We start from the raw sequence: 13,158 nt of genomic DNA, 5'->3' as shown, positions 1-13,158 counted from the left end.
CTACTGGCCGGTTCGGATCCCGTACTGGGCGATCTTCCGGTAGATCGTCGCGCGGCTCATGCCGAGTTCGGCGGCCGCGTCCTTCATCGACACCCCGGGCCGGGCGAGGACCCGGATGATCTCGTCGCGCTCGAACAGCTCGATCCGGCTCAGCCGATGACTCGGCCCGGACCGCAGCTCCCCCGGCAGATGCGGTACGTCGATGACGTCCGTACGCCGGGCCGCCGTCTTCACCACGCGCTGTACCTGCGCGACGTTTCCCCGGCCAGCTGTAATCGGTCAGCACCCGCTGCGCCGCCGGTGTGAACTCCACATCCCGTCCGCGCGCGCGTCGGGCGGCGTACCGCGCCAACGGCAGCACGTCCCCGGTCCGCTCCCGCAACGGCGGCACCGGTACGACGGTCTCCACCAGCGAGGCCACGCGGCCGGGCGATCCTCATCCCTTAGGACCGGCGAAGCGGATGAGCTCGGAGGCGCGGTCGCCGCCCCAGTCGATCGGGGTACGACCGGTCTCCAGCCATCCGGCCCGCCGGTACAGGTGAATGGCGGAACCGCGGTCGTCGACCACCTCCAGCGAGAGCTCCCGCCCGAGCTCCGCCGCGGTCGTCACGCAGTGCTCGAGCAAGCGCCGTCCGATCCCCTTCCGCGTCGCCTCCGGATCCACGAACAACCGCTCGACCTCGGCGCGGTCGTCCACCGCGGTCAGCGCTACGTGCCCCACGACCCGGTCCTTGTCCACCGCGACCCAGCACCCGAGCGCCCCGTCCGGCGTCAACCACCGCACCGGATCACCCGGCCAGTTGATCGGGTACCCGGCGCGCTGGTGCACCTCCCGCAACAACTGCACGCACACCGGCAGGTCCTCGGCGCGGCGATCGCGGATGCCGCCGTCTTTCCGGAAAGAAATCGTCACCATACGCAGATTAGTTTCCGCAAAGCAGCACCGCCCGGCAGTTGTCTGCCGGGCGGTGCTTGTGTGCTGTCGAACTACTGCCTGTGGATCAGTGACCGTGACCGTGGCCGTGACCGGCTGCGGCGGGCTCCTCTTCCTCGGGCTTGTCGACCACCAGGGTCTCGGTGGTCAGCAGCAGCGCGGCGATCGAGCCGGCGTTGGCGAGCGCGGACCGGGTCACCTTGACCGGGTCCAGGACGCCGCTGCCGAGCAGGTCGCCGTACTCGCCGGTGGCCGCGTTGAAGCCGTTGCCCGACTCCAGCTCGGCGACCTTGGCGACGACGACGTACCCCTCGTAGCCACCGTTCTCGGCGATCCAGCGCAGCGGCTCGACGACCGCCTTGCGGACGATCCGGACACCGGTCGCCTCGTCACCGTCGAGCTCGAGGTCCTTGTCCAGCACGGTGGCCGCGTGGACGAGAGCGGAGCCGCCGCCGGCGACGATGCCCTCCTCGATCGCGGCCCGGGTCGCGGACACCGCGTCCTCGATCCGGTGCTTCTTCTCCTTCAGCTCGACCTCGGTGGCCGCGCCGACCTTGATCACGCAGACGCCGCCGGCCAGCTTGGCCAGCCGCTCCTGCAGCTTCTCGCGGTCCCAGTCGGAGTCGGTGCGCTCGATCTCGGACTTGATCTGGCTGACCCGGCCCTCGATGTCCTCGGCCTTGCCGGTGCCCTCGACGACGGTCGTGTTGTCCTTCGAGACCACGATCCGGCGCGCCGAACCGAGCACCTCGAGGCCGACCTGGTCGAGCTTCAGCCCGACCTCGGGGGCCACGACCTGCGCGCCGGTGAGCGCGGCCAGGTCCTCCAGCATCGCCTTGCGGCGGTCACCGAAGCCCGGCGCCTTGACGGCGACCGAGGTGAAGTTGCCGCGGATCTTGTTGACCACCAGGGTCGACAGCGCCTCGGCCTCGACGTCCTCGGCGATGATCAGCAGCGCCTTGCCGGACTGCACGACCTTCTCCAGCAGCGGCAGCAGGTCCGCGATCGCGGAGATCTTGCCCTGGTGGATGAGGATGTACGGGTCCTCCAGCACCGCCTCGCCGGCCTCGGCGTCGGTGATGAAGTACGGCGAGATGTAGCCCTTGTCGAACTGCATACCCTCGGTGAACTCGAGCTCGGTCCCGAAGGTGTTCGACTCCTCGACGGTGATCACACCGTCCTTGCCGACCTTGTCGAACGCGTCCGCGATCAGGGCGCCGATCTCGGCGTCGCGGGCAGAGATGGTCGCGACGTGGGCCATGTCGCCCTTGTCGTCGACCGGCTTGGCGGTCTCGACCAGCTTGGCCGACACGGCCTCGACGGCCGCCTCGATGCCGCGCTTGAGACCCATCGGGTTCGCGCCGGCGGCGACCGCCCGCAGACCCTCGTGCACCAGCGCCTGCGCCAGCACCGTCGCGGTGGTGGTGCCGTCACCGGCGATGTCGTTGGTCTTGGTCGCGACCTCCTTGGTCAGCTGCGCACCAAGGTTCTCGAACGGGTCGTCCAGCTCGACCTCACGGGCGACGGTGACACCGTCGTTGGTGATGGTCGGGGCGCCCCACTTCTTGTCCAGGACGACGTAGCGGCCCTTCGGCCCCAGCGTCACCTTCACCGTGTTCGCGAGCTTGTCGACGCCGCGCTCCAGCGCGCGCCGCGCGTTCTCGTCGAACTCGAGGATCTTCGGCATGAAAAATCCAGTCCCTCTCTGAAATCGCTCTTCGTTGCAGGTTCCGGGCTCGCGGGCTCCACACCGACTCCGCCCCGGCACCGGTCTCCGGCACCAGGGCGGTGTCAGTCAGGAACAGCGAGCGCTCGTCACTTGCTGACGACTGCGAGGATGTCGCGGGCGCCCAGGATCAGGTAGTCCTGACCGTCGTACTTGACCTCGGTGCCGCCGTACTTGGAGTAGATGACCTTGTCGCCGACTGCGACATCCAGCGGGACGCGGTTGCCGTTGTCGTCGATCCGGCCCGGGCCGACGGCGAGGATCTCGCCCTCCTGCGGCTTCTCCTTGGCGGTGTCCGGGATCACCAGACCGGACTTCGTGGTCTGCTCGGCTTCGAGCGGCGCGACGAGGACGCGGTCCTCGAGCGGCTTGATCGTGACCGACACTTGCTGACCTCCACGGTCGAATTCGCTTGTCTGTGACATGTGGTCGCGCTCCCCTGCCGTCGCGGGGGTCAGGAGGCCGGACCGTTGGCACACTCACACCGAGAGTGCCAACACCGAATCTAGGCCGCGATTAGCACTCGGTCAACTCGAGTGCCAAACCAATCTCCGGAGCCGGGGTGACGGGGCAGGTACGGAATGTGGTCGAACGCTGGGCCTGACCCGCCTGCGCATGCGACCGTTCTCCCAGAGCGACCGAAGGAGGGGCCATGGCGTTCTCGCTGCCGTCACTGCCGAAGCTGTCCGGCCGGACGATCGCACTGCTGGCCGCGGTCGGCGCGGTCGCCGTCGGAGCCGTCGCCGCCAACGCCTCGAAACAGGAGTCCCCGCCGGCGGCCGGCGCGCCCGCTCCGGCACCCCAAGGCCAAACGGACCGGACAGGCCAGACCGATCAGCCCGCCGCCCACGAAGCCACCGCCGCCGAGCTCAGAGCGGCGGCCGCCTTGCCGCAGTGCAGGTCCGCACGCCTGGTACCGGTGAACCGCACCTGGGGCATCCCGATGCCGTCGATCCTCGGCAGCACCAGCACCACCTGCAACCTGATGTACGGCGACGACCCGTTCCGCGGCTCCAACCGCACCGGCGACCCCGAGACCGCCATCCAGGTCCTCCAGCGCAACCTGAACTTCTGCTACGGCACCAAGCTCGCCGTCGACGGCATCTACGGCAGCAGGACCAGAGCAGCGGTCCGGGCGGTCCAGACCAAGCACCGTCTCGTGGTGGACGGTATCTACGGCCCGAAGACCCGCTCCGCGATGAACTGGCGGCTCTACTCGATGGCAACCCGCAGCTGGAGCAAGGGGTGTTCCAGCCCCCTCTAGAGTTGCCGGGGTGAGTGTTACCGCGTTGCTCGACGGGCCTGGCGCCGAGGTGCTGGCTGCGGCGTGTACGGCGTACCAGCCGGGCCGTGAGCTGCAGCTGGTCGAGAAGCTCAGGCGTCGGTACGACGCGACGCTGGTCACGACTGCGGTGACTCAGGCGTCGTTGCGCCACCGCGCCGTCGCCAAGTTCGGTGCCGACGCCGAACGGATGTACTTCACGCCCGACGGCCTCGAACAAGCCACGCGCACCCGAGTCGGCGCCCACCGCGCCGCACGTCTCGCAGCCACCCTGCCCGGCGCCGGCCTGGTCGACCTGGGATGCGGAATCGGCGGCGACCTCATCACCGCCGCGCGCGCCGGACTGCACGTCACCGGCGTCGAACGCGATCCGGAGACAGCAGCGACCGCCCGCGCCAACCTGGCCGCACTGGAGCTCCCAGGCGACGTACTGGTCGGAGAAGCCGAGTCCACCGACCTCACGCCGTACGACGTGGTGTTCGCGGACCCGGCGCGGCGGGCGGACGGGCGACGACTGTTCGATCACAACGCCTACTCACCACCGTGGTCGTTCGTCACCGCCCTGCTGGAGCGGACGGCCTGCGTGAAGGTCGCCCCGGGCATCCCGCACGACGCCATCCCCGACAGGGTGGAAGCGGAGTGGATCAGTGACGCCGGCGAGGTGAAGGAGGCAGCTCTCTGGTCCGGCGAGTTGTACGGCGGCACTCCACGCCGAGCCACCTTGCTGCCGAGTGAAGCGACAGTCACGCAGGCACCCGAGGCCGACACCGGTCCGGTCGGTCGGTACATCTATGAGCCCGATGGCGCCGTCGTCCGCGCCGGTCTGGTCACCGCGGTCGCCGCAGCCGTCGACGGGTGGCTGCTGGATCCGCGCATTGCCTACGTGACCGCAGCGGAGTACGTCCCGACTCCACTCGCCTCGACGTACGAAGTGCTGGAGGAGCTTCCGTACAAGGAGAAGGCACTACGCGCCTGGGTCCGCAGTCAGGGCATCGGCACGCTGGAGATCAAGAAGCGCGGCGTGGACCTCGACCCGGCCCAGCTACGGAAGAAGCTCGCGCCGAAAGGCTCCGCATCGGCGACACTCGTCATCACCCGCATCGACCGCGACGCAGTCGCCTACTCCTGCCGCCGAGTCGCGCCCGGCGCCACGGCCGAGGGACCTGTATAACTGGTGTCGCGCCCGGGAGGTGGCCATGCTGAACGTCGGTCGGTCCGCGGTCATTTTCGTCGTCCTGACGTTCGGTTCGGCCGGATGCGGGTCCGGGTCCGATCCGGCCACGCCGCCACCGAGCTCGTCGACGGCGTCCGTCCCGCCGCCGAGCTCGCCGGCATCGTCCGCCCCGGCCGGGATCATGGCCGGATGCCCGTCGGAGGGCGCGAAAGCGTTCATCGCGCCGGTTGCCGGCGGCACTGAGGTCAGCGGCGTGCACATGGGTAGCGCCAAGCGGGCCGTTGTGTTGTCGTACGAGTGGGGCGGATCACCGTGCGACTGGTCCGGTGTCGCGACCGAGCTCGTCGCCCGTGGCTACCGGGTCGCGCTGTGGGAGTACGGCACCCTCACCGGCTTGGATCGGGTCAAGGAACTGCAGGCCGTCGTGGACCAGGTGCGGGCCGCCGGCGCGACCGAGGTTGTGCTGGCCGGCGGCTCCGTCGGTGGCTGCGTATCCATGATCGGCGGCACCATGATCAAGCCCGCCGTCTCCGGTGTCGCCGTGTTGAGCTGCGCGTCCTGGTACGACGTGGAGCATCGAATGCCGACCACGCCACTGGCCGCGAAACTCAGGGTGCCGACGCTGTACCTGGCCGGCGACCGCGACCGCCTGCCCGTCGCGGACGTGCGCAAGGACTTCGCCGCCGTACCTGCCAAGGACAAGAAGCTGGTCGTGGTCCCGGACTCGACCGCGCACGGCGTCGACCTCCTGGACGGCACTGAGGGCGCCGTGGCCAAATCGGCCCTGTTCGCCTTCCTCGACCGGATCACCCGGTAACCCACGAGCTTGCGCGACGAGCACATTCGAACATATGATCGATCGCACGAGCGGGTCTCCGGGTCATGCGCCGACGAGCGAGGTGCTGCGTTCGCCGCTGCGCTCCGGAGACCCGCCGCCAAGGCGTCAGTGTGGCCGATGCAGGGTGACCGTCCTCACGGGCTCGGCACCTCCGTTGCCACGGATGGTCAGCGTCAGCTGGGACACCCCCTCCGGCCACGAGACGTTCACCGGCAAGCTCGCCTTACCCCGTGGTGCGAGCGTTCCGGCGTCCTGTGGCAGCGACGCCCACCGCGGTTTCGGGAGGACCGGGTCGGACGTGGCGACCGTTATCACGACGCCTCCGGGGAACGTCGTCACCAGGTTGCCCTGGGCATCGATATCGACCGAGGTTCCCGGCACTCCCTGCACGGAGTACTCCGGGACCGGCAGCGACGACTGCTCCGCGCAGGTCTCCGGATCGAGCTGCCGATAGACGGACAGGTTGTGCCCCAAGCCGTCGCCGAAGTCCCGCGTGTGGGCCCACAGCGACCGCGCCGCCGGATTGAACGCGAGCCCCGCGGCCTGGCGCGGATACATGCAGGTCCCGAGCACCTCGCCGGGATCGGTGTGCCCGAAGCCCGCCAGCCTGCGGATCTGCGATTGGAATCCACCCTGCTGACTCTGCGCGACCGTGATGAATCTGTCCTGACCGGCGTCGTACGTGAGACCGACCAACTGCACGTCCGACCGGTAGCCTGTCGGCAGGACCGAGACGCGCGAAGGCTGTCGCGGGTCGACGCAGGCGATGGCCGTGGTCACCCGGTACGTCGTCATGCACAGCAACGAACGGTCCGGCACCCAGGCCAGGTCGGTGACGACCGTGAGTTGGTCACCGGCTCCGACGGCGTCGGCGATCGCATCGAGTGGTACGACGGCACCCGTCGGAGCACCGGAGGCGGTCACCTGCACGATGTTCTGACCGAGGAGGTCGGCGACCCAGTACTGGCCGTCGATCTCCTCGACCGCGGTCGGCAGTCCTCCGGACAGGAACTTCGAGATCTCGGTCCCCGGTGCCGCGCCCGGTGGCTGCGGCACCGACAGCCGCGCCTGCCAGTCCAGCGGTACGTCGCCGTTGTTGCGCAGGGCGATCTCCACCGGCTTGCCCGGTTTCGGCGTCACCGCGTCCGGCACACCGATCGACCCGCTGGACAATTCGGTTCGCAGCGTCAGCTCCTGCCGGTCGGTGGCCAGCCGGACGGCCTGCGCCGGCGCCGCGTCGTACCCGGGCCGGGCCAGGACCGAGACGGTGTACTGCCGGCCGGTCATCAGCTGCACCCGGTAGCCGCCCCCGGCATCGGTGCTCACCCGTTGGGTCAGCCAGCCGTTCTGATCACGCAGGTCGACGTTCGCGTTCGGCACAGGCTCGCCGGTCGCGTCGTCCACGACCTGTCCGTTGACGAAACCGTTGGACGGCAGGTCGAAGTGGATCTGCCGGTCACTGTTCAGCACCGGCTCCATGTCGGAGTACGTGAAGGCCGTGCGATAGGCAGCACGCCCGTCCGGGCTGTGGTCGGTCAGCTTGACGGCCGTCTGCGAGCCGGCCTGTTGCGGATCCTCCGCGTCGAGGCCGCGGTACGCGAAGACGATGTCACCGCGCTCGTGCAGCGTGACTTGGTAGCTGAAGTGCACGTCCTGGCCGAAGATCGCGTAGTCGCGGAACTCCATCGTGAACGTCCGGTTCGGCGCGGTGCCGGCCGTCCGGGTGAAGAGCCGCGCGCCGCCGTCGTCGTACCGCGGGCCGAGCAGCGGGCTCAGCCCGTAGTTCATCGTGTGGTGCCCGAACTTCTCGTACGGGTAGTTGGTGCCGTCGAACGGAACGGTCCAGAACCCGACCTGCGCGAGACCCGCCGGACTCATGTACGCCGTGTCGTAGGTCTTCCCGAAGTAGCTGAACCGGAACGGCAGCTTCACCGCGGTCGAGTCGTAGCCCTCCGGTTTGGTGACCTCCTGGTCGCCGGCAATCCACTCGACCGGCTCGAGTCGGCAGGAGTACCCGAAGCTGCCGCCCCACCACCCGTCGGCCGCCATCGGCTGGTCGGTCCGGCGGCCGAGCTCGACTGCGGGCAGCGTGACGTCCCCGGTGACCTGGACAGTGCGGTAGACCGGAACGGCGCACCGGCCGCCGTCGTCGATCTTCAGCGTGTAGCTCCGCGGGCCGGGAACCCCCGTCACCGCGAACCGGCCGTTCGCACCCGCGGTCGCCGAGTACTTCGTGCCGAGCACGGTCACGGTCCCGGCGAGCGGTGCGCCGCTCAACTGGTCGGCGATCGCTCCGGAGATCGTGAAGCCCTCGGTGTCGGCCAATCGTACGTCGGTGGCGGTGGTCTGCCCCGCCGCCACCGCGATCGTCGCCGTCCCGGTCCGGTAGCCGAAGAGGGTCACCGTCGCCTGGTAGCTGCCGGCCGGAACGCTCGCGACCGAATAGTTGCCCTCGGCATCGGTTCGCGCGGAGCGCTGCCCAGCCGCTCCGGACAGTGCGACGACCGCGCCCGCGAGCGGCGTGCCGACGCTGTTGGTCACCTTGCCGGTGATCGCGCCGGAAGCTCCGGAGTCGACCGCCTCGACGAGCGCCAGCGCGTCCAGGCGGCCCTCGCCGTACACACTGTTGTCGGCCGCGGTGCCGCCGCACCGGGTGTCGTCGACGTCGCGGGCCGTCTGGTCGAGCAACTGCCGGATCCGTGCGACGTCACCGATCAGCTCCGGATGCGCCGACAGCAGCAGCGCGACGGCGCCGGAGACGTGCGGCGCCGCCATCGACGTACCGCTCATGAGCGCGTAGCGGCCGTCCAGGTAGCTGGACCGGACCAGGTCACCCGGCGCGGCGAGGTTCGGCTTGATGTCGCCGTCCTGGCCCGGGCCACGACTGGAGAAGTCCGCGATCGCGCCGCTCTCGCTGTAGGCGCCGACCGCGTAGTTCAGCGTCCGGCTGCCCGGGGTGCCTGCCGTGTTGCACTCGGGACCCTCGTTGCCGTTGCTCCAGACGCCGAAGATGCCCGAGGCCGCCCAGGCCTGCTGAATATCCTCGAGAAATGGGTCGTTGCTCGGCTCGGTGGAACCCCACGAGTTGTTGACGATGTTCGGCCGCTTCGACGGGTCCGGCGCGCTGCCGTCCTGCTTGGTCGGCGCGAGCATCCACTGCGAAGCCCGCAGCAGCGTCTCGTCCGACGCGCAGCACCCGTTCGCCTCGATCCAGCGCGCCCCCGGTGCGACGCCGACCTGGTTCGGCCCGCCGTCGTCGCCGACCATGGTGCCCATCGTGTGCGTGCCGTGGCCCTGGCGATCGGCCGGGAACTGCGAGGCGCCGGACGTGTCGAGCCAGTTGTAGTCGTTGCTGAACGTCCCGTCGGGGTTCGTTCCACGGTACTGGTTCACCAGCGCCGGGTGACTCAGCTCCGTTCCACTGTCGATGCTCGCGATGACGATGCCGTCGCCACGGACGCCGTACTTCTCCCAGACCTGGTCCGCCTTGATGTCCCGGACACCCCACTCCGGTCCGGCCGCCTCGGCGGCAGCGGTCGTCCGCACCGGCTCGGCCTGGTGGTACGACGCCGGCGCGACGAGAGCGCGCACCTCTGGGGCGCCGGTCAGCTTCTGTGCCAGGGCGTAGTCACCGTGGCGCACCCGGATCGCGTTGGACACCCAGTACGACGTGTAGTCCGCGTGGGCCTTGTCGAGGATCGCCCGGGCCGCGGCCTGTGCGGTCTTGGAGGCCTGGGTGAGCCGGTCGACGACGTACCGGCCACGCTCGGTCCAGTCCGCGATCCCGGCGGCCGCCGAGATGTCGGCGGCCGGCCCGAAGGTGATCCAGAAGTCCTGCGGTTCGGTGCTGTCGGCAGCGAACTTCTTCTGCAGGGCGGGGGCGATCTTCTCCGGCCTGGCCGGCGCAGGCGCGGGCCCGGTTCCGGACGCGGCCGTAGCCGACGGTACGCCGGCCATCGCGGCCGTCAGCGCCACGGTCAGGAGGAAGAGGAGAAGCGCACGGCATCGACGTGATGATGCTGATCGGTTCATGGGCGGAAGGGCTCTCTGGTCGGATGGGTGGTCAGAGCGGCTCGTACTCGTCGGCCTCGACGGCCTCGTCGGTCTGGTCAGACACCTCGGGCCGGGCGTGCTCATCGGAGGCATCAACAGCGGAGCGCGCCTCGGCGGCGTTCACCCGCGGCGTCCCTGGATCGTGCATACCGGCAGTCAACCCCGGCTCCCGCGTCCGGGACCGCCCGCACCGCACCAATCTCGATCCGGGACCGCACCAATCTGGACCTGCTTTCGAGGTGCCTGGTGGTGCGGGTCGGTGCCGGGGCTGGATCGGGCTAGAGCAGCCCGGCCTCGCGGGCCGCGGCCGGGATCTCGTGACGTGAGCTCAGGCCGAGCTTGCGCAGCGCCGAGGACAGCTGGGACGACACCGTGTGCGGCGACCGGAACAGGGCCTCGGCGACCTCCCGGTTCGACCGGCCCTCGGCGACCAGGCGGACGACCTCGAGCTCACGAGGCGAGAGCTGATCGCCGTAGCCCTTCCGGCCGCCCCACCACGGCCGGCTGCGCTTGACGCCGTACTCCGTCAGCACGTGGAGGACCCGTGTCGCGTCGAAACGGGCATCCATCGCCGCGAGCCGGTCGAAGACGTCCGCGAGCTGCGCCAAAGCGGCTTCGGTCCGCCCGGCGGCGAGAGCACAGCGGGCGGCGCGTTCGCGCATCAGCAGGCCGGCGTACGGGCGCGGCAGCCGGTTCCACGCCCGCGCGGCGTCGAGGAACGCCGTACCGGCGCGTTCGAGGTCACCGTTGCCCTCGGCCACGAACGCCGCGCAGGTCGCGACCGCGGCTTCCGAACTGCGTGCGTGACGGGCCGGTATCCCGCGTGCGAAGGCAGCCGTGAGTTCGGATGCCTCGTCGTGACGGCCCGCGGCCACCAGTGCGGCGACGCGGACCGGGACGAGTTCGGTCGCCCACAACCACAGTTGCTTCGTCCGGATGACCTCCAGCGCGGGATCCGTGATCCGCACCGCCTCGTCCGGGCTGCCGGCCGTCAACGGCGCCAGGGCGGACAAGGCGGCGACCTCCGCCGTCAAGGAGGTCGGAGCGAACTGCCAGACACCCCGGACGGCCTCGTCGAGCCGGGTCAGCTCACGACCGGCGGCATGGTCCAGCCAGAGTGCGACAAGCAGTGCTTCCACCCGGGTGTTCGCCGGGATGTCCTGGTTCCCGGCGAGCTCCGCGGCACGGTCCGCCAACCCGTCCCAGGCACCGATGTGCCAGTCGAGCCGGAGACGGTTCAACCGGATCAGGTCCATGATCCGCACATAGCCGCGACCTTCGGCCAGCGCGGCGGCCCGGTCCAGCATCCGGCGCGCGACCCGGTGCCGTCCCCACAACATCGCCGCGTCGCTCAGGTTGATGTTGCCGCGGGCGAGATCGTCGCGTTGCCGTGGATCGGTGACCGCGTCCGGGACAAGCCGGAGCTGTCGCCAGCCGGACGGCTCGCCGAGACCGAGCAGTCCGACGGTGTGATCGACCAGGAAGCGCGTCCCTTCGGCCGGATCGTCGAGATCGGCCAGCGACCGGGCGCGCCGCAGCCAGCCCAGGTGCCGCGCCACCGGCCACCGCATCCCGTGCGGCAGTCCGAGCATCAGCATCGCCCGCATCGACGTGGTCCGGTCGTGGGCCAGATCCGGTACGGCGAGTTCCAGTTCCCGCCGCGACTGCGCGAAGTCACCGGAGTTGCCGAGCGCCCGGGCAAGCTGGAAACGCAGCGCGCCGCGTACCTCGGACGGCTCGCTGCCGCAAGCGTCCAGCGCGCGGCGCAGGCAGCCGATCAGGGCCTCGTAGCGATCCTCACCGACCACGGCGCTGTAGGTGATCTTCGCGGAGATCCGGGCCAGCTCGGCGCCGTTCAGTCCGGCCCCGACGGCCAGATCGAACAGGTAGCCGACGGCCGTGGTCTCGTCCCCGGCCGCCAGCGCGGCATCCGCGGCCTGCTCGGCGTACCGGCGCCAGCGCGGCAGGTCACGCGCCGCCCGGAAGTGTTCGGCCAGCTGCGCGAACCGGTCCGGATCGCTCGCCTCCAGCAGTTCACCCGCCGTCCGGTGCGCGACGCGCCGCTCGTGCGCCGGAATCTCGCCGTACACCGCCTGCCGGACGAGCGCGTGCCGGAACGCCACCCCGGCACCGCGCTCCTCCAGCAGTTGGACGCCGAGCGCCGAGGTCACGCCGTCGTAGGCAAGCTCCCTGGCCAGGCCGGTGATCGCGACGAGCCCGTCCACGGTGACCGGCTCGCCCACGACGGCCGCTGCACGGACCACAGCCCGGGCCGGCCCGTCGAGATGCGCGAGCCGTTCCAGCACGCCGTCGCGAATCCGGGCCGGAACCATGATCTGGTCCAGGTGACGCCGGACCCACGCGCCGTCCCGCCGGGTGAGGTCGGCGCGGGCGTGCATCAGCCGCACGGTCTCCTCCAAGGCCAGCGGTACGCCGTCGGTTCCGGCACGGAGGAAGCCGGCGAAGGCTTCGGAGACCGGCGGTTCGGCGAGCATCGACGACACCAAGGTCGCCGTCTCGCCAACAGTCAGGCCGTCGAGCCGGATTCGGATCGTGCCGGGAACCAGACGCAGGCGCGCGAGATCAGGCGTCCGGCAGGTGATCAGCAGGGACAGCTTGGCTACCGGGCGGGTCTGCAGATAGAGCAGCAGATCGATCGTCGCGGGGTCGGCCCACTGCGCGTCCTCGACGACCAGCAGCGAGACACCGACGGCATCGATCAGCTCGGCCAGCGCCCGGAACAGGCGGTGCCGCGCCGCCGCCGAATCGTCCAACGGCTCCGGGCTTGGCGGGAGATGCCCGGTCCACTCCGGGAAGACCGGTCGCAGAGCCCCGGTCAGGGGGCTCAGTGACAGCCGGCGGACGTCGTCCACCGCGGCCCGCAACGCGTCCACGACGGCGGCCAGCGTGAACGGCTGGCTGTACGGCGGACAGCTGACCAGCAGCCTGGTCCGCGGGTCCGAACGGAGGACCTCCTGAACCAGCCGGGTCTTGCCGATCCCGGCTTCCCCCTCAATCAGCAGCACCACCGGTTCGGACCGCGCCAGTGCCTCCCGGAGCGTCGCCGCCTCGCGGTCCCGGCCCACGAACCTGGGCGCGAGGATGTCGCCGGCCGAGCCCATCGACAGCCACCTCTCTCACGCAACCGGCA

The 13,158-nt window shown here is 70.2% G+C and carries 10 protein-coding genes; 3 read left to right on the top strand and 7 right to left on the bottom strand.

Annotated elements, in window-relative coordinates:
* The 4 genes from BJY22_RS42895 to groES form a co-directional block, all read right to left on the bottom strand.
* Positions 1–237, bottom strand: coding sequence for a helix-turn-helix domain-containing protein (locus BJY22_RS42895; RefSeq protein ID WP_202891074.1), 237 nt, complete (start codon positions 235–237; stop codon positions 1–3).
* Between the two features lie 199 nt (positions 238–436).
* Entirely contained in the window at positions 437–913 is a 477-nt protein-coding gene (locus tag BJY22_RS11530; protein ID WP_337758532.1) for a GNAT family N-acetyltransferase, read from the bottom strand.
* 88 nt (positions 914–1,001) lie between these two features.
* Positions 1,002–2,621: a chaperonin GroEL gene (gene groL, locus BJY22_RS11525; protein ID WP_167206039.1), complete on the bottom strand. Its 1,620-nt coding sequence runs from the start codon at positions 2,619–2,621 to the stop codon at positions 1,002–1,004.
* 128 nt (positions 2,622–2,749) lie between these two features.
* Complete coding sequence (gene groES / locus BJY22_RS11520; protein WP_130384566.1) at positions 2,750–3,046, bottom strand: co-chaperone GroES; 297 nt, start codon at positions 3,044–3,046, stop codon at positions 2,750–2,752.
* Positions 3,047–3,312: 266 nt separating this feature from the next.
* On the opposite strand from groES, the gene BJY22_RS11515 reads away from it, so the two are divergent.
* Genes BJY22_RS11515 through BJY22_RS11505 form a run of 3 tightly spaced genes read left to right on the top strand, consistent with a single transcriptional unit; the run spans position 3,313 to position 5,933 of the window.
* The gene (locus tag BJY22_RS11515) at positions 3,313–3,924 is read left to right on the top strand and encodes a peptidoglycan-binding domain-containing protein (RefSeq protein WP_167206038.1); all 612 of its coding nucleotides are present in this window, start codon (positions 3,313–3,315) and stop codon (positions 3,922–3,924) included.
* A 10-nt stretch (positions 3,925–3,934) separates the two neighbouring features.
* Complete coding sequence (locus tag BJY22_RS11510) at positions 3,935–5,113, top strand: THUMP-like domain-containing protein (protein WP_167206036.1); 1,179 nt, start codon at positions 3,935–3,937, stop codon at positions 5,111–5,113.
* 25 nt (positions 5,114–5,138) lie between these two features.
* The gene (locus tag BJY22_RS11505; protein ID WP_167206034.1) at positions 5,139–5,933 is read left to right on the top strand and encodes an alpha/beta hydrolase; all 795 of its coding nucleotides are present in this window, start codon (positions 5,139–5,141) and stop codon (positions 5,931–5,933) included.
* A 126-nt stretch (positions 5,934–6,059) separates the two neighbouring features.
* On the opposite strand, the gene BJY22_RS11500 is transcribed toward BJY22_RS11505, so the two are convergent.
* From BJY22_RS11500 to BJY22_RS11490, 3 genes are all read right to left on the bottom strand, one after another.
* Complete coding sequence (locus BJY22_RS11500) at positions 6,060–9,929, bottom strand: S8 family serine peptidase (protein WP_167206032.1); 3,870 nt, start codon at positions 9,927–9,929, stop codon at positions 6,060–6,062.
* 88 nt (positions 9,930–10,017) lie between these two features.
* Positions 10,018–10,155 (bottom strand): hypothetical protein, encoded by a 138-nt coding sequence (locus BJY22_RS11495; protein WP_167206030.1) that lies wholly within the window; start codon positions 10,153–10,155, stop codon positions 10,018–10,020.
* A gap of 130 nt (positions 10,156–10,285) precedes the next feature.
* The gene (locus tag BJY22_RS11490; protein ID WP_167206028.1) at positions 10,286–13,129 is read right to left on the bottom strand and encodes a helix-turn-helix transcriptional regulator; all 2,844 of its coding nucleotides are present in this window, start codon (positions 13,127–13,129) and stop codon (positions 10,286–10,288) included.
* Positions 13,130–13,158 lie beyond the last annotated feature (29 nt).

The sequence above is a fragment of the Kribbella shirazensis genome (genome assembly GCF_011761605.1).
Taxonomy (GTDB): Bacteria; Actinomycetota; Actinomycetes; order Propionibacteriales; family Kribbellaceae; genus Kribbella; species Kribbella shirazensis.
The sequence above is the reverse complement of the archived record's forward strand: the minus strand, read 5'-3'. Positions and strand labels throughout refer to the sequence as shown.

Excerpts from the sequence above, each read along its gene's own strand:
- BJY22_RS11490 (WP_167206028.1), bottom strand. The coding sequence starts at position 13,129 with ATGGGCTCGGCCGGCGACATCCTCGCGCCCAGGTTCGTGGGCCGGGAC.
- BJY22_RS11515 (WP_167206038.1), top strand. The coding sequence starts at position 3,313 with ATGGCGTTCTCGCTGCCGTCACTGCCGAAGCTGTCCGGCCGGACGATC.
- BJY22_RS11505 (WP_167206034.1), top strand. The coding sequence starts at position 5,139 with ATGCTGAACGTCGGTCGGTCCGCGGTCATTTTCGTCGTCCTGACGTTC.
- BJY22_RS11495 (WP_167206030.1), bottom strand. The coding sequence starts at position 10,155 with ATGCACGATCCAGGGACGCCGCGGGTGAACGCCGCCGAGGCGCGCTCC.
- groL (WP_167206039.1), bottom strand. The coding sequence starts at position 2,621 with ATGCCGAAGATCCTCGAGTTCGACGAGAACGCGCGGCGCGCGCTGGAG.